Source organism: Baekduia sp. (assembly GCF_035318805.1).
Lineage (GTDB): Bacteria > Actinomycetota > Thermoleophilia > Solirubrobacterales > Solirubrobacteraceae > Baekduia.
In genome coordinates, this window is record NZ_DATHDY010000138.1 from 1 (window position 1) to 17,921 (window position 17,921).

Below are 17,921 nucleotides of genomic sequence, written 5' to 3' on the forward strand. Positions count from 1 at the left end.
ATGCTGATCGAGTCCCATTACGATTGCCATTACGGGGCCTCCTCAAGCTCCACGGTTAACTACCTGCGCGCATCATGCGCGCTTGAGCTGAGGAGGTCCCCCCTACGCCGGGACCGCCGCCCGGCTCATGCCATCTTTGGACGAGGACGAGCGGCGCGGCGACGCTGCGGCCTAGTGCCGAGTCGCATGGGAAGCGGTAGTGCGCCTGGGTTGTATGGCGCTTGCGCTGTCAGGCGAACGCAGCACTAGCGGCCGTGGAGCGCTTCGAGGAGCGAGCCGATGGCCGTCGCGTAGTTCTGCTCCGGATCGCCCCGCAGGTGCGCGACGAGGGGGCCGCCCCACCGCCTGTGCATCAGCTCGATGCTGACCAGGCCGTGCATCGTCGCCCAGACGAGGTGCGCGTCGGCCGCCGGGTCGGTGAAATCGGGCCGCCAATCGGCGACGCGGGTCGCGAGCATCTCGAAGGTCGAGAGTCCTGCCAGGCGGCTGGCGTCGGACGGAACGAAGTCAGGGGTCGCCCGCTCGAACATGAGTCCGTAGAGCGCCTCGTTGTCGAGCGCGAACGCGCGGTAGGCCAGGGCGAACGCCAGCAGCTCGTGCCGGCCTTGACCATCGGAGGGGACGCTGTTGAGCCGGTCCTCTAGGCGTCGGAAGCCGTGCAGGTAGAGCTGCTCCAGCAGCCCCTGCTTTGACCCGAAGTGCGTGTACACGCCCATCGTCGACTGCTCGGCAGCCGCCGCCACGTCGCGTATGCGCAGGGCGCCGGGTCCGCGCTCCTCCAGTAGGCGCAGCGCAGCGTCGAGAAGGGTCTCCCGCGTGGTCGATGGGCTGGGCACGCACGCATCGTACGACTTGACGCGGATCAATAACAAAGTTATGTTGCACTCATGTCAACCCGCATCAACCGGCCCTCTGGGCCCCCGGCCCGGCTTCTGCTCGGCCTGACGAGCGCCCTGTTGGCGCTCCTGACCCTCAACCTCGCGGTCTTCGACGACCTGCGCATCGACTCGTCGGCCGGAGTCCTCGAAACGTTCACCAAGCCGCAGCACCTCTCCAGCCTCCTCGCGGTTCTCATCGCCGCCGCCCTCGTCGCGTTCAAGCACCGATCTGCGGCCCGAGTGGCCCTGGCCGTCGCGTGGATCGAGATCGTCGCGTTCGCGTTCTTTCACCTCATCCCGGTGGAGGTCGGACCCTCGAAGCCGTACTGGGGTGACGGCATGGGCGACGCGCTGCAGTGGGTGGGCCTCCTGTCGATCCTCGCCGTCAGCGCAGCCATCGTCCGCACTGTTCGGCGCTCACCGAAGGGGGCCGTCACACCGATCGTCGCGAGCCTGCGGTCATGATCCAAGCCGAAGAACTCACCAAGCGACGCGGCGGACGCGCCGTCGTTTCCGACGTCACCTTCCGCTGCGAGCCGGGCACCGTCACGGGCTTCCTCGGCCCCAACGGCGCCGGCAAGACCACCACGATGCGGATGCTCGTCGGCCTGTCCGCGCCCGACAGCGGGCAGGCCCTGCTGTTCGGCGGGCGCTACCGCGACCTGCCGAACCCCGGACGGCGCGTCGGGATCCTGCTCGACGCGTCGGCGCAGCATGCCGGGCGCCGCGGCCGCGAGGCGCTCGCGATCTCCGCGAAGACGATGGGCGTGCCGGCGCAGCGCATCGACACGCTGCTGGAGCTCGTCGGCCTCGACGAGACGGCGGCTCGGCGACGGGTCGGCCAGTACTCGCTCGGCATGCGCCAGCGCCTGGGCTTCGCGCACGCGTTGCTCGGCGAGCCCGAGGTCCTGATCCTCGACGAGCCCGCCAACGGCCTCGACCCGGAGGGCATGCGCTGGATGCGCGGGCTGCTGCGCGACTTCGCCGACCGCGGCGGCACCGTGCTGCTCTCATCGCACCTGCTGGCCGAGGTCGAGGCCGTCGCCGACCGGATGATGATCATCGGCGATGGGCGGATCCAGGCGCAGGGCACCCGCGCCGAGCTGCTGACCGAGTCCGGGAGCATCGTCGAGGCCGATGACCTCGACGGCCTCGACGCCGCGCTTCGCCGCGCCGGCCTGGCGCTGCACCCCGCCGACGGTGATCGCCGGCTGGTCGAGGCCGAGCCCGAGGTCGTCGCCCGCGTGGCGATGGCCGAGGGCATCGTGCTGCGCCGGCTCGCCCCGGCCGAGGACACGGGCCTCGAACGCCTCTTCTTCGAGCTGACCGCGTCGGGCGCAGGCGCTCCGTCACCGAGCACCGATCCGATCCAATCCGAGCTGGCAGGAGCAACCGCATGAGCACCACCACCCTCACCGCACCGATCCCGCTGAACACCGCGGGCGTCCACGCCCGCCCCGGGCTCGGCCGCCTCGTCGCCGTCGAGCTGCGCAAGATGGTCGACACCCGCGCCGGCTTCTGGATGCAGGTCGCCACCGTCGCACTCACCGTCCTTGTGGTCATCGTCGGCTCCGTCGTCGGCGACACGGCGGACCACACCTTCGCGTCCCTCCTCGACGTCGGGGTGTTCCCGGCGGCCGTGCTGCTGCCGGTGGCCGGCATCCTGCTCGTCACGTCGGAGTGGTCGCAGCGGACCGGGATGATCACCTTCGCCCTGGTCCCCGTGCGCTCGCGCGTCCTCGGCGCCAAGCTCGTCGCGAGCTTGGTCCTCGCCGTCGCGATGCTCGCCATGGCCGTCGCCGTCGTCGCCGCGGGTGTGCTCGTCGCGTCGCCGGGCGCCGACGGGGCCTGGTCCGACGTCGCGCCGCTGATCGGCCAGTCGGCGGTCTACCTGACGGCCGGGATGATCACCGGCGTCGCGTTCGGGATGGTGCTGCTCGCCTCGGCGCCCGCCATCGTCGCGCTCTTCGCGCTTCCGATCGCCTGGACGGCGGTGGCCTCGCTGTCTTTCTTCGCCGACGCCGCCCCGTGGCTGGACACGCGCCTCGCCCTCGGCCCGATGCCCCAGGAGGTCATGAGCGCCACCCAGTGGGCGCACGCCGGCACCGCGCTCGCACTCTGGATGCTGCTTCCCCTCCTGATCGGCACCTGGCGGATCACGCGGCGGGAGGTGGCCTCGTGAAGGCCCTCAGCCCAGCAGCAGTGATCGGCCTGCGGGACAGCACTGACGGGTGAGGCGCGCGCCACGCGCGTCCGGCATTTGGCGACGCCGTCGTGGCTCTCAACCCGCGCCAAGCCGGTCGTCGAACGGCGCGCCAAGGGCATTTGTGCGGCGGCCTCGACGAATACCGGCAACGCAGGTTCGCGTGTCGTGCTCGTTTCGCCGCTGCTGCTTCGAGGCAAATGCAGAAGCGACGGCTCTTGCTGCTCCCGTCCGCGCAACTCGGCAGCGATCTCCCGACCCTGGCCATCTCCACTCAAATCGAGCCCACTCTCCCTTCAGTGGGCGGAAATCCGTCCCGGGAAGGGCGTGACGGCGGGGGCGGAGATGCACCGCCAGCGACACGCCTGGAGCGGATCAGGCCGGGCTTCAAGGCCCAACGGTCAAGCAGCTCAAGACGTGGCCCTACCGCTCGCCGCGGTGCCGCTCAGGTGAGCGCGCCGAGCAGGGCCGAGGCCAGCGCCACGAGCGCGACGGCCATCGCGGCCAGGACCGCGAGCACCGCCACGACGACGACCACGGCGGCCTGCCGCGCGCGGCGGGCCACGTGCCGGCCGGCCTGGCGGGTGGGCTCGGGCAGGCGCAGCTCGGAGACCATCAGCAACAGTGCGCCCCGCAGGCCGCGCCCGTAGGCGGCCCGTTCGGCCTCGGTCACCCTGGCGCGCCAGCGCAGCGCCATCTCGCGCGCCTCGCGGCGGTCGCGGACCGCGAGCCGCGGCAGGGCGGCCGCGCGGGTCTCCCAGTAGTCGAGGGCCTCGCGCGCGTCATCGAGTTCGGCGACGTCAGCGCCGGCGCCGTGCGGGGCGAGGGCAGCGATGGCGGGCATGCACCAAGCCTAGTGTCAGCCACCGGGCTAGCGGCGCGCGTCCGGCGCGGCGTGCGGCGCACGGTCGCCGAAGCGCCGGCGAGGGGTCAGGCGGGCCGGCCGGGCCGGAGGCGTGTCGCGCACGGCGCGCTGCAGGATGGCGAGCACGAGCGCGCGCTGACGCATGAGCGTGCTGTGTCTCGGCGACCACTGATCACGGGGCTCCATGAGGGGACCTTGGCGGCGGCGGCGGGCCGGGGTCAAGCCCCAGAACTGACGACCTGCGTCCGGAAAATCGGGGCTTGCTGGAGGTTCCGGGTCGGCGCGCAGAGTGCAAGGGCGATGACCTGACGCAAGCGCATCGCCCATCCGGATCGGCCGTGTCCCGCATCGGCGGCCAAGCGGTACACGAGCGCCCAGGCTAGGCCCGCCCCCCACCCGCTTCTCAATGGGCTGGATCCGGTAGGTGAGCATCGGCGCGCTCACCACCGCGATCCTACGTGCGCACCCCCTTGCCCGCGGGCGGCGGCGCGCCGGATGATCGCCTCATCATGTTGAGACGACTGGACGAGATGCCCGCGGGCACGATCGGCTTCGAGGCGGTCGGCGACGTCGAGGACGACGACTGGGAGCGCAGCGTCGCGCCGCACTTGCGCGAGGCGATCGCGGGTGGTGACCAGTTGCGGCTGCTCTACCTCCTCGGCCCCCGCTCCGGCGAGGTCGACGACGACGCCGTGCAGAAGGAGGCCGGCTTCCACGCGCGCCACCTCAAGGCGTACGAGCGCCTGGCCGTGGTGACCGACGAGGAGTGGGTCCGACCGGCCCTGCGCGGACTCTCGTTCCTCCTGCCCGGCCAGGCGCGCGCCTTCCCCGTCAGCGATCTCGAGGCCGCCAAGCGCTGGCTCGCCGAGGGCCGCTCCCAAGCGGCCTGAGCGCCCGCGGCAGGAGTGGACGACGCCGTCGTTCGAGCTCGACGCCCGGCAGCCGGTGGCCGCCGGCATCGACGGCGAGGCCGTACGTCTGGAGGCGCCTCTGCGCTTCAGCGCGCACCCGCGCGCACCCTGGTTGCCGAGCACGTCTCATCCCATCCGGGCGATGTGCCGACCATCCGTGCGCGCCACCGTTGGTGCATCACCGATCAAGGAGGCGGATCCATGGCCATCGGGCCGGTTCAACTCATTGTGCTCGGGTTCGAGCACCCGGACTTCCACGGCGAGATCATTGCCGAGCTGGAGCGCTTGAAGCAGAGCGACACCGTGCGCGTCATCGATGCGCTCGCGGTTCACAAGGACGCGGACGGAGACATCGAGGTCGCGCACCTCAGCAACCTCTCCAAGGACGAGGCGATCGAGCTCGGCAGCAAGGTCGGGGCGCTCATCGGGCTCGGCATCGAGGGCGACGAGGGCATCCAGGCCGGTGCCGAAGCGGGCGCCGAGGCGGCGGCCGACGGCATCAGCGCCTTCTCCGACGAGGACGCCTGGGATGTCATCGAGGAGATCCCGAACGACTCCGCGGCAGCGCTGATCCTGCTCGAGCATCACTGGGCGGTGCCGCTGCGCGATGCGATCGGGCGCGCCGGCGGCTACCGCATCAGCGACGGCTTCATCAGTCCGCTGGACCTCGTCGGCATCGGGCTGGTCTCGGCCGAGGAGGCGCGCGAGCTGCACAGCGTCGAATCCCGCCCGCAGAAGGCCTAGCTCAGACCACCACGACGATAGGAGCAGCACATGTTCGCCTCGCGGAGAGTCGCGCGTCGCACCAGCAGGCGCGTAGCCCGACGCCGCTGATGACGCGACCTCGGAGCGGACACGGGCGACGCCCGGGCCCGCTTCGAGGAGTTCACTGCACCGCAATGCAACGTGAGTGGGTTGGCCGGCGCCTTCGCGATCCTGATCGCTCCCTGATTGCCGACCGAGTCACGGACGGGCGGAACGCCCGCAGGGAGACGCACGAGCCAGCGACGTGCCCGGCGTCGCGCGCCGCTCTTCGGTGCATGTGAGCGAGCTACCGGCGCTGCGTCGCGCGGCGGTCGAGCGCATGCGTCGTGAGCTGGGCGAGCACGGTTCCCGTCAGCGCGCCGGCGACGACGTCGCCGGGGTAATGGACCCCGGTGTGGACCCGCGAGTAGGCGACCAGGGCGGCGAGTCCGCGCAGCGGGATCGCGACCGGCGGGAGCACCTGGCCGACGCCCGTCGCGAAGGCGAACGCGGCGGCGGAGTGGCCGGAGGGAAAGGACGTGGAGGCCGGCATCCGCACCTGACGGGCGACCGGGACCTGCGCCGTCGCGCGATCCGGTCGCCGGCGCCGGCCGAACGGTTTCAAGTCGAGGTTGACGACGGTCGCCGTCACCGCGACCGACGCCAGGCCGGATGCGGCAGCGCGCCGCCCGCGGCGACCCGCCCCCGCGGAGAGGACGGCGGCCGAGATCAGCGACAGCCGGGAGTAGTCGGCCGCCCGGGAGAGCCGCGCCATGGCGCGGTCGAGCGCGGGCGTCGGCGTCTGCGCGATCGCCGCATAGATGGCGACGTCGACCCGCTCGGCGTCATCCAACCAGCGGGCGATCCGCGGCTGCGGCGCGGCGGGATCGCCAGAGGGGAAGTCCACGGATGAAGGATCCACCATGGGGTAGGGACACCACAGGAAGTCAGGTGCACGCCCCATTGCTCCCGGTGACGACCTGGCGGACGCTGGCGACATGAAGGCAACGGCCTGCAACGTCTCCGCGCCCGCTTGCGACAGGCAGGCCACGTCGTGACTCCCGGTTCGACATTCGCCCGCCCCCGACCCCGCACCGGAGGCCTGTGCGACGTGGGTCCTCTCTGGGCGCGATGGAACCGTGGGCTGCAGCGGCGATACACGCTCGGCATCGAGGAGGAGCTGATGCTGCTGCGGCCGGAGAGCTGCTCGCTGGCGCAGGCCAGCGACCAGGTTGTCGCGCAGCTCTCCAGCGAGCTCTCGTTCCACGCGCTGCCAGAGACCCACGCAGCCGTGATCGAGCTGAGGACCGGGATCCACACCCACGTCGACGGGGGGCTCGCGGAGCTCGCCATCCTCCGGCGCCGGCTGAAGGACGAGCTGAGCGCGCTGGGACTGTCCGTCGCCGCGGCGGGCACGCACCCGCTCGCCGTCGGCGAGGAGACCTCCGTCTCGAGCGCCCCGCGCTACCGGCTGCTCGGCGACTCGCTGCGCTCACTGGCGCGGCGCGAGCCGACCATGGCGCTGCACGTCCACGTGGGGGTGCCGGACCCCGAGGACGCCATCCGGGTGCTCAACGGACTGCGCAGCAGCGTGCCGATCCTGATCGCGCTGTCGGCCAACTCGCCGTACCTGCGCGGAAGCGACGGCGGCTTCGACTCGATGCGCACGGTCCTCTTCCAGGCATTCCCGCGCACCGGCGCGCCGCGCGCCTTCGACAGCTATGCCGACTACGTCGGCGCGATCGACCCGGTGATCCGCGCGAGAGCCGTCGACGACTCGAGCTTCTTCTGGTGGGACGTGCGACCCCAGCCAGCGCTCGGCACGGTCGAGGTGCGCGTGATGGACGCACAGTCGACGATCTCCGACGTCGCGCCGCTCGTCGCGCTGATCCAATCGCTCTCGCGGCTCCGGCTGGAGGGCGATGACGATGCCGCTTGGCACGCGCCGCCGAGCGCCGAGGTTCTCGCCGAAAACCGCTTCCTGGCAGCTCGGGACGGCATGGCGGCCCGGCTGATCGAGCCCGTCAGCGGCCGCCTGGTCCCCGTCGCAGAAATGGTCGAGACGCTGCTCGACGCCTGCCGACCGCACGCGGTGAAGCTCGGGTGCGCGGCAGACCTGGAGCGCGTGCGCGTGCTCGCGGCGGCCAACGGCGCCGCGCGCCAGCGCGCCTTCACGGCCGCCGGCCGGGGCCTCGACGGCCTCGTGCCGGATCTCGTGACCCGCTTCCTGGCGCCGGACCGCCATCCGCTCCGCGAGCCCGCCCCGCGCCCCGCCACCGACCACCACACGACAGAAAGGAGCGGCTGATGTGCCGCTGGCTCGCCTACTCGGGCTCCCCGATCCTGCTCACCGAAGCCCTCTACACGCCGGCTCATTCGCTGATCGACCAGAGCCTGCACTCCCGGCTCGGCGCCGAGACGACCAACGGTGACGGATTCGGCGTCGGCTGGTACGACGACACCCCGACCCCCGGCGTCTTCTACAGCACCGAGCCGGCGTGGAACGACCACAACCTGCACGAGCTCGCCGGCCACGTCCGCTCGGGTCGTTTCTTCACCCACATCCGGGCGGCGATCGGCAGCGCCGTCCAGCAGACCAACTGCCACCCGTTCCGCCACGACAAGTGGCTGTTCATGCACAACGGCTACATCAACGAGTTCTCGACGCTCAAGCGCGACCTCGCCCTCGCCGTCGATCCATCGCTGTTCCCCGAGATCCAGGGTCAGACCGACACCGAGATGCTGTTCCACCTCGCGTTGACGTTCGGCCTGGAGGACGACCCGCAATCGGCGATCGAGCAGGCGATCGGGCTCGTCGAAGCCACCGGTACCCGGCTGGGGGTGCCGAATCCGTTCCAGGGCACCGTCGCGACGACCGACGGCGACCGCACCTGGGCGGTCAGGTACTCCAGCGAGGGCAAGTCGCGCTCGCTGTACTTCACGACGGCAGTGCCGAAGCTCCGCGCGCTCTACCCGGACGACCCACGAGCGCACGAGTTCTCTGACGACATGCGCGTGATCGTGTCCGAGCCGCTCGGCGACCTCCCCGGTGTCTGGAACGAAGTGCCCGAGTCGACGTGCGGCGTCGTCGCCGGCGACGACGACGAGCTGCGCCCCTTCCGCCCGAAGGCACCGGCGCCGGCGGTGGCGGTGGCGGGGTGACACCGCGGCGGGACCTGTTCAGGCGCGCCTGGGACGAAAGTCTGCAGCGTCGATCAGATCTCGATCCAGCGCCGTCCTGAGCGTCGTGATCTCCAGGGCCATCCTCCGGCGTTCGAGACCGCGAAGCGTTTGGCTGATGGAGCTCCGCGCGAGTTCGGCGTCGGCGCTGAGCCGCGCTGCCACTGCACTGGGGACCGTGACCTCCCGCCAGGTCTGGCACTGCCCGCATCGCAGGAGGAGCCAGACCTCGTCTCCGCGGGGCAAGGACGCGTGCGCGTGTCACGAAGCGCCTGCCCCCCTCCGCGCTTGGTGGTGCGCGCACGACCCGCACCCTCGCCAAGTGTGGTGTGTGCGCAATTGCCGAGATGCACCGCCGACGGCGACTCTGTCGGCCTCAGCAAACGACAGGAGGACGGCATGGTGCTTGCGGCAGCGGACTACCCATTCTTGAACATCTTCTTCACGATGATCCTCTTCTTCTCATGGGTCGTCTGGATCTGGATGATGATCGTCATCCTCAGCGATGTCTTTCGTCGGCACGACATCTCCGGCTGGGGCAAGGCGGCGTGGACCGTGTTCCTCATCGTGCTGCCGTTCGTCGGCGCACTCATCTACCTCATCGCTCAGGGCGCCGGGATGAGCGCGCGGCGCAACGACGAAGCCCAGGCCGCCAAGGCGCAGTTCGACGGCTACGTGAGGACCGTCGCCGCCGAGGACGCCCCCGCGGCCCAGATCCAGACGGCCAAGGGGCTCCTCGACAGCGGCACGATCACCGCGGCCGAGTTCGACTCCATCAAGGCAAAGGCGCTCGCGTAGCCGAGCGGCCGGCGTCGGGCCGAGCTCCCAGATCGCCCCGGGGCTCGCAACATCATCCGGAACGGGCGGCGCCGCGGTCGGTCACCGCGATCGAGAACGCCGCCCGGTAGGCCGCTCCCGGGGCCACGACGGGCAGGTCCGGCCCGCCGGCGACGAGGGCGTCGGTCGGCGCGGTCATGGGCTCGAAGGCAATCACCGCGTCGGCGGCCGGAGCGAAGACTTGGGCGTAGCCATAGCCCTCGTGCAGCGTCACCTCGATGCGCCGTCCGCCGCCCGCGACCACGAACGGCGCCGCGCCCTCGGGCGCGACGTAGGCATCGTCGAACGTCCGCGCCCCCAGAGCGCCGCCGCGCACGCGGACGGCCACCCGCTCGCCGGTCGGCAGCATCCGGGCGTCGAGCGGCAGGGCCTCGGCGACCGGGACGTCCACCTGCCAGTCGGCGCGCGCGACGCCGGGCAGCTGGAGGTACGGGTGGTAGCCGAACGCGACCGGCACCTGCGCGTCGTATGCCGCGCGGACGGTCGTCACGATCGTGAGCGTCGTCGCGGTCAGCGTGGCGGCGAAGCGCAGCCGGTGTGGGAAGGGGAACGCGGCCAGGAGGTCGTCGTGTGCCCCGAAGTCGAAGCCTGCCTCCAGGGTCGCGCCGTCGCCTTCCGGGTCGTGACGCGTCACCGTCCAGCCGCGCGCGGCGGCCAGCAGCCCGTGGATCGGCAGCCCGCGCTCGTCGAAGCTCACCGGTGTGGAGGGCCGATCCAGCACGACCTGGCGCCCCGCGACGGGGAAGCGGCGCCGGCGCAGCCGGTTCGCCCACGGGTAGAGCAACGGGATGCCCATCGTGGAGCGCTGCGCGACGTAGGCCCGCAGGCCACCCCGGAGGCCGAGCAGCTCGGCGCCGCGGTGGCGCAGCGAGCAGCCGACCATCCCGGCGGTCGGGACGAAGGTGGCCTGCAGCGCGCCACCGTCGCCGGTGAGGGTGAGCGCGGGCACGCCCTCCACGGTCTGCCCGCCGATCGTCGCGGGGCTGGTGCCTGGGGATCGCACGCCGCGCAGCGTGACGTCCGCCCGGCCCGCCGTCGTCATCCGTTTCGCATGACGCCAGGCCTCATCCGGTTCGGAGGATGCCCCGCCGCCGGCGCGTTCGTACCGTCGCGTCCAGGGCGTCGCTCGGCGTCCACCACCCCAGAGGAGGAACACCATGCCGCGCAACGTGCTCACCACCGACCAACTCCCGCCGGTGCCCGCCCGCGTGGCCGACGACCGCACCTACACCGCCGACGACCAGGGGGCCGGCTGGCTCGTCTTCGCCGGCACGATGCTGGCGATCGTCGGCGCCCTCAACGTGGTCTACGGCATCGCTGCGACGTCGAACTCCAAGTTCTTCGTGCGCGACGTCGAGTATGTGCTCGGCAGCCTCAACACGTGGGGCTGGGTCATGATCGCGATCGGCGCCATCCAGCTCGTGGCGGCGTTCTCGGTCTGGGCGGGACGCGGGTTCGGCCGGTGGGTCGGCGTGTTCAGCGCCGGCGGCAACGCCGTCATCCAGATGCTGGCGATCCCGTCCTATCCGTTGCTGGCGCTATCGCTCTTCGCCATCGACATCCTGATCATCTACGGCCTCGTGTCCTTCGGCGGCCGGGGCGCCCAGGTCGCCTGACCCCGGCGGCGCCGAGACCGTGGCCCGCCCGCGGTCTCAGACGCCGGTGCGCGTAGAGACCGCGCGATAGCCGTCCAACGTGGCGGCCTGCACGAGGCCGACGGGGAGGCACGCCCCCTTGCCGCCGCGAGCCCGCCCCGCGACGCTCGTGCAATGCCGATCCGAGTGGCGCTCGCAGAGGACTGCTTCCTCGTGCGTGAGGCCCTCATCGGCCTGCTGGAGGACGAGGAGGACCTCGACCTGGTCGCGATCTGCCGCGACGGCGACGAGCTGCGCGCCGTGCTGGAACACGAGGACCTGGACGTCGTCCTCACCGACATCCGCATGCCGCCGACCATGGGCGACGAGGGCATACGCATCGCCGCCGACCTGCGCGTCACCCATCCGGCGCTCGGCGTGGTCGTGCTGAGCGCCTACTGCGACGCCGGGTTCGCGGTGGCCCTGCTCGAAGCGGGCTCGGAGCGCCGCGGCTACCTGCTCAAGGACCGCGTGCACAGCAGCCAGCAGCTGACCGCCACGATCAAGGCCGTGGCCAGCGGCGGGTCGGTCATCGATCCCAAGGTGGTCGAGCTGCTCGTCGCGACCCAGGACCGCCACGCCCACTCGCCGCTGGCACCGCTCAGTCCCCGCGAGCGCGACATCCTGGTGGAGATGGCCGGCGGCGCGAGCAATGCCGCCATCGGGGCGTCGCTGGGCATGACCAAGCGCGGCGTCGAGAAGCACATCAACTCGATCTTCGCCAAGCTGGGGCTGCCGGCCGCGGCCGACGTCAGCCGCCGCGTCCGGGCGGTCCTGCTGTTCCTCTCGGAGGGTGAGGCTCCGGTGGCCGACCGGCTCTTACAGCATGGACGCTGAGGGCATCGACGGCTGGTCGACCTCGGCGAGGAAGAGCAGCGTCGCCTTGACGCGCTTGCTGACGTCCTCGGCGCCGGAGAGGTTGAGCTTGAGGAAGATCGAGTTGATGTGCTTCTCCACCGCGCGCTTGGTCAGCACGAGCGATCCGGCGATCGCGGCGTTGCTCATCCCCTGCGCGATCTGCGCCAGCACCTCACGCTCACGCGACGTCAGGTCCGCCAGCGGCGAGCGCTCGGCGCGCGAACGCGAATGCATCAGCGGCTCGACGATCTTCGGGTCCATGACCGAGCCGCCGGCGGCGACCGTATGGATCGCCGATACCAGTTGCGAGCGATCGTGCACGCGCTCCTTGAGCAGATACGCCCGGCTTTCGGAGCCGGACTCCAGCAGCGCCAGCGCATAGGCGGGGTCGGCGTAGTTGCTCAGCACGACCACCCCCATCTGCGGGTGCGTCTGGCGCAGCGTGGCGGCCAGCCGGATGCCCTCGTCGGTGTTGGTCGGCGGCATGCGGATGTCGGTGACCACCACGTCCGGCCGGTCGACCTCGACGGCGCGCAACAGCGAGTCCACGTCGCCGCAGAGCGCCACGACCTCGATGGCTCCGTCGTGGTCAGACAGGACCTGGGCGATGCCTTCACGCACGATAAAGCTGTCCTCGGCGAGCGCCACCTTGGTCATCGGCCCACTCTAGACCCGCGGCCCGGCAACGAGAAGGGCCCGAGGGCGCCAGCATGCCCTGCCCGTTGGTGCCCGCCTCCCCCTGCACGCAGGCGCGCCCCGTTGCGCCTGCTGCCCGCGACTGCGAGCGTGATCGCCCGAGGAGACCCATGACCACGACCGGCAGCCATCCGACCCCGCCCGACGCCGCCACCGGCGCCCAGGCCCCCGCCCCCACCGGTCGCGTGGTGCTCCCCCGCGGGCGGCGCTACGCGGTCCGGGCGCTGCTCTGCGGCGCGACGGTCCTGGCCGCCGTCGCGATCTTCGCGGTGTGGGCCAACCGGCAGGTGCTCGACGCCGACAACTGGGCCGACACCAGCTCGGCGATGCTCGACAACAGCGAGATCCGCACCCAGGTCTCGGGCTACCTCGTCGACGAGGTGTACGCCAACGTCGACGTGGGCGGCGAGATCGCGCGCGCGCTGCCGCGGCGGCTCAAGCCGATTGCCGGGCCGGCGACCTCCGGGCTGCGCGACCTCGCGCAGCGCACCACCGAGACCGCGCTCGGCCGGCCGCGCATCCAGGAGGCCTGGAAGCAGGCCAACCGGATCACCGCCCAGCAGTTCATCAACATCGCCGAGGGCAACTCGAGGCTCGTCACGAGCCAGGGCGACGCGATCGTCCTCGATCTGCGCTCGCTCGTCGTCGACCTCGTCGCCCGGCTCGGGCTGCCGCGCTCCCTCGCCGACAAGATCCCGCCGCAGGCCGGTCACATCACGATCATGTCGAGCAGCGAGGTCAGCACCGCCAAGAACGCCGTCTCGTGGGTGAAGGGCCTCGCGGCCGTGCTGCCGGCACTCGCCATCGCGATGCTCGCCCTCGCCGTCTACCTGGCGCGCGGGCGGCGCCGGGAGACGCTGCTCATCGCGGGGCTGGACCTGATCGCGGCCGGCCTGCTCGTCCTGGTCGTGCGCAGCATCGCGGGTGGCTACGTGGTCGACCAGCTGAGCTCCACCGACGCGGTCCGCCCCGCCGCCGAGGCCGCCTGGTCGATCGGGACCCGGATCCTGCACGACGTCGCGCAGGCCACGGTCGTGATCGGCATCCCGGTCGTCGCGGCCGCCTGGGTGGCCGGCCCCTACCGGCCCGCCGTCGCGCTGCGCCGCGCCGCCGCCCCGAGCCTGCGCGACCGTCCCGCCCTCGCCTACTCGCTCGTCGCCGTCGCGCTGCTGCTCGTGATCGCCTGGGCGCCGATCCCTGCGACGCGCATGCCCCTCCCGGTCCTGCTGATGATCGTCCTCGCGTTCGCCGCGCTGGCGGCCCTGCGCCGCCAGGTCGCCGCCGAGTTCCCGGAGGCGGAGCCGGGCGCGGCCCGCGCCGCCGCCACCCGCGCCGCGCACGCCGTGCAGTCCGCCCGCCGCCGTCCCGAGCCGGCGCCGGAGCCGCTCGACCAGCTCGAGCGACTCGCGAGCCTGCATGACCACGGGGTCCTGAGCGACGAGGAGTTCGCCGCGCAGAAGACCGTCGTGCTGGCCAACGGCAGCGGCGCGCGCTAGGAGACTGTGTCGCTATCGCGACTGGGGACCCACCTACGGCGGCGACGGCTGGCCGTCGTGGGCCTCGGCCTCGCTGGCCGCCTACGGCACCCCTAGGGCGCGGCCCGAAGCTTTCGGGCGGCATCACCGGATTCGGACGATGTGGCGGGCGCCCCACGCGGCGTAGCCTGACCGGACCGCCCACGCCGACGCAGCAAGGAGCCATGCCGAGCGGCCACAGCACCATGGACGTGATGGAGCTCCTCCAGCGGCTGGCGCTCAACGACGAGCCCACCGTGCGGCTCGTCGTCGGCGCGGGCCGCGCCGGGACGGTCGCCGCGCTGGATGCCAAGTCCGCGGCGCTCGTGCGTCTCGGCGCGCTGCTGTCGGTCGGCGCCGCGACCGCGTCGTGCCGGGTCACGGTCGAGGTCGCGCGCGCGGCAGGGGCCACCGACCAGGAGATCGTGGCGGTCCTGGTGGCCGTCGCGCCGGTCGTCGGCGGCGCACGGGTCGTGGAGGCCGCGCCCCGGCTGGCGCTGGCGATCGACCTCGACGTCGAGGCGCTCGACGAGCCGTTCGAGTCCCACTGAGCGGCGTGCGTGCACGCCACCCGGTCGCGCGGGTGCACGCAGACGAAGCCGGCCGGGCGCGTCGTCGGCCCCTAGTCGCGTGTGCCGGAGTCTGGGAACGTGGCGTAAGGATGTCTCGCGCCCGCTATGTCCTCGGCGTGTTCGTCTTGGCCATGGCCTACTACGGCGCGGCCAAGTCGGGGTACGTGCTCGACTTCGCCGGGCCGGTCGCGGCGATCCTCTGGCTGCCGGTCGGGGTGGCGATCGCGTTCCTGTACCTCGCGGGGCTGCGCTTCTGGCCGGGCGTGCTGATCGGCGACCTCCTCGCCAACGACTACCACGCGCTCCCGCTGGGGACCGCGCTCGGGCAGACCGCCGGGAACATGTTGGAGGCGTTGACGGCGACGGTGCTCATGCGCCGTCTGATCCGCGACGGATCACCGCTCGACACCGTCGGCAACCTCGGGCGCATGCTCGCCGCGATCGCCGCCGGCGTGGCGGTCAGCGCGACGGTCGGCGCGGTGTCCCTGCGCCTGGGCAACGTCGTCGCCTTCGACGGGCTCCCCACGGTCTGGCGCACCTGGTGGCTCGGCGACTTCACCGGCGCGCTGGTCGTCGTGCCGCTCGCCGTGGCCTGGCGGCACCCGCCGCCGCGAGCGTGGTGGCGGGAGCACGGGCTCGAGCTCGGGCTCATGGTCGCGGCGGTCGCCGCGCTGAGCGGCCTCGCGCTGCGCAGCGACGGCCCGGTGACCTACGTCGTGTTCCCGGCGCTGACGTGGGCCGCGCTGCGCTTCGGCCCCCGCGGCGCGGCATTGGCCATCGCGGTGACCGCGGGCTTCACCGCGTGGAGCACCACGAACTTCCTCGGGCCGTTCGTCTTCGACTCGGTCACGCGCAGCGTCCTCGACACCCAGCTCTACATCGGCGTGTCGGCGATCGCGACCGTCTGCCTGGCCGCCGTGGTCGCCGAGCGGGAGGAGTTCGCGCAGAAGCTTCGCGCCTCGCGTGCCCGGCTCGTCGAAGCGGCCGACACCGACCGGCGGCGGCTGGAGCGCGACCTCCACGACGGCGCTCAGCAGCGCCTCGTCGCGCTCGCGGCCTACCTCGGGATCGCGGCCCGCAAGGCGCGCGAGACGCCCGCGGAGGCGCCGGCGCTGTTCGAGGAGGCCGACGCCGTGTTGTCGGTGGCCATCGACGAGCTGCGCGCCATCGCCCACGGGATCCACCCGGCGGTGCTCTCCGACCTCGGCCTGGCGCGCGCGATCCGCAGCGTCGCCTCACGCTCCACGGTCCCCGTCACGCTGCTCGACCTGCCGTCGGTGCGCTTCGACGAGACCGCCGAGGCGACCGCGTACTACGTCGTGGCCGAAGCGATGATCAACGCGCAGAAGTACTCGCGCGCGTCGTTGATCTCCGTGCGCGCCTTCGCGACGCCCCCGGACCTGCGCATCGAAGTCCTCGACGACGGCGTCGGCGGCGCGCGCGAGAGCGTCGGCTCGGGCCTGCAGAGCCTGCGCGACCGCGTGGAGGCCGTCGGCGGCACGCTGCGGATCGACAGCGCCGCCGGGCGCGGGACGCGCATCGCCGCCGCGATCCCCGCCGTCATCCCGAACGGATGATGCCGGTGCCCGAGCCGCCGTGTCTGATGGGCATGTGCAGACCACCGGCCACGGACCCGCCACCACGCAGCTCGCCTCCTCGCTCGTCCAGGACGCCGAGGCGGCGCCGCTCCCGCGCCACCGGCTGCCCGACAGCGGCACCGGCGGCGAGGTCGCGCACGACCTCATCACCAACGAGCTGTTCCTCGACGGGAGCGCGCGGCTGAACCTGGCCACGTTCGTGACCACGTGGATGCCGCCGCACGGGGCCGCGCTCATGGCCGAGACGGCCGACAAGAACATGATCGACAAGGACGAGTATCCGCAGACCGCCGAGATGGAGCGGCGGTGCGTGAACATCCTCGGCGATCTCTGGCACGCGCCGGGCGGCGCCGACGCGACGGGCACGTCGACCACCGGATCCAGCGAGGCCGCCATGCTCGGCGGGATGGCCCTGAAGTGGCGCTGGCGCGAGCGCCGGCGCGCCGCGGGGCTGTCGACCGACCAGCCGAACCTCGTGATGGGCGTGAACGTCCAGGTGTGCTGGGACAAGTTCTGCCGCTACTGGGACGTGGAGCCGCGGCTGGTCCCCATGGAGGGCGACCGCTTCCACCTCGACGCCGAGCAGGCCGCCGCGCACTGCGACGAGAACACGATCGGCGTCGTGGCGATCCTCGGATCCACCTTCGACGGCAGCTACGAGCCGGTCGCCGAGATCGCCGACGCGCTGGACGCCCTGGCCGCCGGCGGCGGGCCCGACGTGCCGATGCACGTGGACGCCGCCTCGGGCGGGTTCGTCGCGCCGTTCGTCCAGCCCGAGCTCGTGTGGGACTTCCAGCTGCCGCGCGTGCAGTCGATCAACGCGTCGGGCCACAAGTACGGGCTCGTCTACCCCGGCGTCGGCTGGGCGCTGTGGCGCGACGCCGCGGCGCTGCCCGACGACCTGGTGTTCAAGGTCAACTACCTCGGCGGCAGCATGCCGACGTTCGCGCTGAACTTCTCCCGGCCCGGCAGCGAGGTGGTCGCCCAGTACTTCATGTTCCTCAGCCTCGGCCGCGACGGGTTCACGGCGGTGCAGCAGAGCTCCAGCGCCGTCGCGCGGCACATCGCCTCCGACGTGGCCGCGATGGGCCCCTATCGCGCGATCACGGACGGCAGCGAGCTGCCCGTGCTCGCGTTCGCGCTGAAGCCGGAGGTCACCGGCTACACGGTCTTCGACGTGTCGGACCGCCTGCGCGAGCGCGGCTGGCTCGTGCCGGCCTACACGTTCCCCGAGAACCGGACGGACCTCTCGGTCCTGCGCGTCGTCGTGCGCGCCGGGATGACGCGGGACATGGCCGACCTGTTCCTCGCCGACCTGCGCAAGCAGACCGAGGTGCTCGAGCAGTGCGGCGCCGGCCCGCGCCCGGCCGGGGAGGGTCAGGCATTCCGGCACTAGGAGACTGTGTCGCCATCGCGACCGGGGACCAACCT

20 protein-coding genes are annotated in these 17,921 nt (G+C 72.1%); 14 read left to right on the plus strand and 6 right to left on the minus strand.

The window, feature by feature from the left end; genetic code table 11:
* Positions 1-245: 245 nt before the first annotated feature.
* Positions 246-836 carry a TetR/AcrR family transcriptional regulator gene (locus tag VK501_RS27370; RefSeq protein ID WP_324343223.1) on the minus strand — a complete coding sequence of 197 codons (591 nt, stop codon included), beginning with the start codon at positions 834-836 and terminating at the stop codon, positions 246-248.
* A gap of 51 nt (positions 837-887) precedes the next feature.
* Here VK501_RS27370 and VK501_RS27375 point away from each other — a divergent pair, with 51 nt between their 5' ends.
* Genes VK501_RS27375 through VK501_RS27385 form a run of 3 tightly spaced genes read left to right on the plus strand, consistent with a single transcriptional unit; the run spans position 888 to position 3,060 of the window.
* Positions 888-1,343 (plus strand): hypothetical protein, encoded by a 456-nt coding sequence (locus VK501_RS27375; protein ID WP_324343224.1) that lies wholly within the window; start codon positions 888-890, stop codon positions 1,341-1,343.
* On the plus strand, positions 1,340-2,278 hold the full coding sequence (locus VK501_RS27380; protein WP_324343225.1) for an ATP-binding cassette domain-containing protein: 939 nt from the start codon (positions 1,340-1,342) through the stop codon (positions 2,276-2,278). Before VK501_RS27375 ends, VK501_RS27380 begins: the two co-directional genes overlap by 4 nt.
* The gene (locus VK501_RS27385; protein ID WP_324343226.1) at positions 2,275-3,060 is read left to right on the plus strand and encodes a hypothetical protein; all 786 of its coding nucleotides are present in this window, start codon (positions 2,275-2,277) and stop codon (positions 3,058-3,060) included. Before VK501_RS27380 ends, VK501_RS27385 begins: the two co-directional genes overlap by 4 nt.
* Positions 3,061-3,526: 466 nt before the next feature.
* On the opposite strand, the gene VK501_RS27390 is transcribed toward VK501_RS27385, so the two are convergent.
* Both VK501_RS27390 and VK501_RS27395 read right to left on the minus strand, forming a co-directional pair.
* The gene (locus tag VK501_RS27390; protein WP_324343227.1) at positions 3,527-3,925 is read right to left on the minus strand and encodes a hypothetical protein; all 399 of its coding nucleotides are present in this window, start codon (positions 3,923-3,925) and stop codon (positions 3,527-3,529) included.
* A 27-nt stretch (positions 3,926-3,952) separates the two neighbouring features.
* A complete protein-coding gene (locus VK501_RS27395; RefSeq protein ID WP_324343228.1) occupies positions 3,953-4,132 on the minus strand; it encodes a hypothetical protein in 180 nt (59 codons plus the stop codon).
* Positions 4,133-4,455: 323 nt separating this feature from the next.
* Here VK501_RS27395 and VK501_RS27400 point away from each other — a divergent pair, with 323 nt between their 5' ends.
* Both VK501_RS27400 and VK501_RS27405 read left to right on the plus strand, forming a co-directional pair.
* Positions 4,456-4,836, plus strand: a complete 381-nt coding sequence (locus VK501_RS27400) for an STAS/SEC14 domain-containing protein (protein WP_324343229.1) — start codon at positions 4,456-4,458, stop codon at positions 4,834-4,836.
* 222 nt (positions 4,837-5,058) lie between these two features.
* Positions 5,059-5,601, plus strand: coding sequence for a hypothetical protein (locus VK501_RS27405; protein ID WP_349261078.1), 543 nt, complete (start codon positions 5,059-5,061; stop codon positions 5,599-5,601).
* Positions 5,602-5,908: 307 nt separating this feature from the next.
* On the opposite strand, the gene VK501_RS27410 is transcribed toward VK501_RS27405, so the two are convergent.
* Positions 5,909-6,508 (minus strand): phosphatase PAP2 family protein, encoded by a 600-nt coding sequence (locus VK501_RS27410; protein ID WP_324343231.1) that lies wholly within the window; start codon positions 6,506-6,508, stop codon positions 5,909-5,911.
* A 204-nt stretch (positions 6,509-6,712) separates the two neighbouring features.
* On the opposite strand from VK501_RS27410, the gene VK501_RS27415 reads away from it, so the two are divergent.
* The 3 genes from VK501_RS27415 (at position 6,713) to VK501_RS27425 (ending at position 9,579) form a co-directional block, all read left to right on the plus strand.
* Positions 6,713-7,909, plus strand: a complete 1,197-nt coding sequence (locus tag VK501_RS27415) for a carboxylate-amine ligase (RefSeq protein ID WP_324343232.1) — start codon at positions 6,713-6,715, stop codon at positions 7,907-7,909.
* Entirely contained in the window at positions 7,909-8,763 is an 855-nt protein-coding gene (locus VK501_RS27420) for a class II glutamine amidotransferase (RefSeq protein ID WP_324343233.1), read from the plus strand. The genes VK501_RS27415 and VK501_RS27420 overlap by 1 nt, the downstream gene beginning before the upstream one ends.
* Positions 8,764-9,180: 417 nt before the next feature.
* Entirely contained in the window at positions 9,181-9,579 is a 399-nt protein-coding gene (locus tag VK501_RS27425; protein ID WP_324343234.1) for an SHOCT domain-containing protein, read from the plus strand.
* A gap of 52 nt (positions 9,580-9,631) precedes the next feature.
* Here the strand turns inward: VK501_RS27425 and VK501_RS27430 are convergent, their stop codons facing one another.
* Positions 9,632-10,567, minus strand: a complete 936-nt coding sequence (locus tag VK501_RS27430; RefSeq protein WP_349261079.1) for an aldose 1-epimerase — start codon at positions 10,565-10,567, stop codon at positions 9,632-9,634.
* Between the two features lie 208 nt (positions 10,568-10,775).
* Here VK501_RS27430 and VK501_RS27435 point away from each other — a divergent pair, with 208 nt between their 5' ends.
* Positions 10,776-11,234 carry a DUF7144 family membrane protein gene (locus tag VK501_RS27435; RefSeq protein ID WP_324343236.1) on the plus strand — a complete coding sequence of 153 codons (459 nt, stop codon included), beginning with the start codon at positions 10,776-10,778 and terminating at the stop codon, positions 11,232-11,234.
* 153 nt (positions 11,235-11,387) lie between these two features.
* The gene (locus VK501_RS27440; protein ID WP_324343237.1) at positions 11,388-12,089 is read left to right on the plus strand and encodes a response regulator transcription factor; all 702 of its coding nucleotides are present in this window, start codon (positions 11,388-11,390) and stop codon (positions 12,087-12,089) included.
* Here the strand turns inward: VK501_RS27440 and VK501_RS27445 are convergent.
* On the minus strand, positions 12,072-12,767 hold the full coding sequence (locus VK501_RS27445) for a response regulator transcription factor (RefSeq protein ID WP_324343238.1): 696 nt from the start codon (positions 12,765-12,767) through the stop codon (positions 12,072-12,074). The genes VK501_RS27440 and VK501_RS27445 overlap by 18 nt on opposite strands.
* A gap of 149 nt (positions 12,768-12,916) precedes the next feature.
* Between VK501_RS27445 and VK501_RS27450 the strand changes: the two genes are divergently transcribed.
* The 4 genes from VK501_RS27450 to VK501_RS27465 all read left to right on the plus strand — a co-directional run bounded on the left by VK501_RS27450 (position 12,917) and on the right by VK501_RS27465 (position 17,886).
* Positions 12,917-14,302 carry an SHOCT domain-containing protein gene (locus tag VK501_RS27450; protein ID WP_324343239.1) on the plus strand — a complete coding sequence of 462 codons (1,386 nt, stop codon included), beginning with the start codon at positions 12,917-12,919 and terminating at the stop codon, positions 14,300-14,302.
* Positions 14,303-14,535: 233 nt separating this feature from the next.
* Positions 14,536-14,871, plus strand: coding sequence for a carboxymuconolactone decarboxylase family protein (locus VK501_RS27455; RefSeq protein WP_324343240.1), 336 nt, complete (start codon positions 14,536-14,538; stop codon positions 14,869-14,871).
* 110 nt (positions 14,872-14,981) lie between these two features.
* Positions 14,982-16,469, plus strand: a complete 1,488-nt coding sequence (locus VK501_RS27460) for an MASE1 domain-containing protein (protein ID WP_324343241.1) — start codon at positions 14,982-14,984, stop codon at positions 16,467-16,469.
* Between the two features lie 34 nt (positions 16,470-16,503).
* Entirely contained in the window at positions 16,504-17,886 is a 1,383-nt protein-coding gene (locus VK501_RS27465) for a glutamate decarboxylase (RefSeq protein ID WP_324343242.1), read from the plus strand.
* Positions 17,887-17,921 lie beyond the last annotated feature (35 nt).

Excerpts from the sequence above, each read along its gene's own strand:
- VK501_RS27375 (WP_324343224.1), top strand. The coding sequence starts at position 888 with ATGTCAACCCGCATCAACCGGCCCTCTGGGCCCCCGGCCCGGCTTCTG.
- VK501_RS27380 (WP_324343225.1), top strand. The coding sequence starts at position 1,340 with ATGATCCAAGCCGAAGAACTCACCAAGCGACGCGGCGGACGCGCCGTC.
- VK501_RS27385 (WP_324343226.1), top strand. The coding sequence starts at position 2,275 with ATGAGCACCACCACCCTCACCGCACCGATCCCGCTGAACACCGCGGGC.
- VK501_RS27390 (WP_324343227.1), bottom strand. The coding sequence starts at position 3,925 with ATGCCCGCCATCGCTGCCCTCGCCCCGCACGGCGCCGGCGCTGACGTC.
- VK501_RS27395 (WP_324343228.1), bottom strand. The coding sequence starts at position 4,132 with ATGGAGCCCCGTGATCAGTGGTCGCCGAGACACAGCACGCTCATGCGT.
- VK501_RS27400 (WP_324343229.1), top strand. The coding sequence starts at position 4,456 with ATGTTGAGACGACTGGACGAGATGCCCGCGGGCACGATCGGCTTCGAG.
- VK501_RS27405 (WP_349261078.1), top strand. The coding sequence starts at position 5,059 with ATGGCCATCGGGCCGGTTCAACTCATTGTGCTCGGGTTCGAGCACCCG.
- VK501_RS27420 (WP_324343233.1), top strand. The coding sequence starts at position 7,909 with ATGTGCCGCTGGCTCGCCTACTCGGGCTCCCCGATCCTGCTCACCGAA.
- VK501_RS27425 (WP_324343234.1), top strand. The coding sequence starts at position 9,181 with ATGGTGCTTGCGGCAGCGGACTACCCATTCTTGAACATCTTCTTCACG.
- VK501_RS27435 (WP_324343236.1), top strand. The coding sequence starts at position 10,776 with ATGCCGCGCAACGTGCTCACCACCGACCAACTCCCGCCGGTGCCCGCC.
- VK501_RS27440 (WP_324343237.1), top strand. The coding sequence starts at position 11,388 with ATGCCGATCCGAGTGGCGCTCGCAGAGGACTGCTTCCTCGTGCGTGAG.
- VK501_RS27445 (WP_324343238.1), bottom strand. The coding sequence starts at position 12,767 with ATGACCAAGGTGGCGCTCGCCGAGGACAGCTTTATCGTGCGTGAAGGC.
- VK501_RS27450 (WP_324343239.1), top strand. The coding sequence starts at position 12,917 with ATGACCACGACCGGCAGCCATCCGACCCCGCCCGACGCCGCCACCGGC.
- VK501_RS27455 (WP_324343240.1), top strand. The coding sequence starts at position 14,536 with ATGGAGCTCCTCCAGCGGCTGGCGCTCAACGACGAGCCCACCGTGCGG.
- VK501_RS27460 (WP_324343241.1), top strand. The coding sequence starts at position 14,982 with ATGTCTCGCGCCCGCTATGTCCTCGGCGTGTTCGTCTTGGCCATGGCC.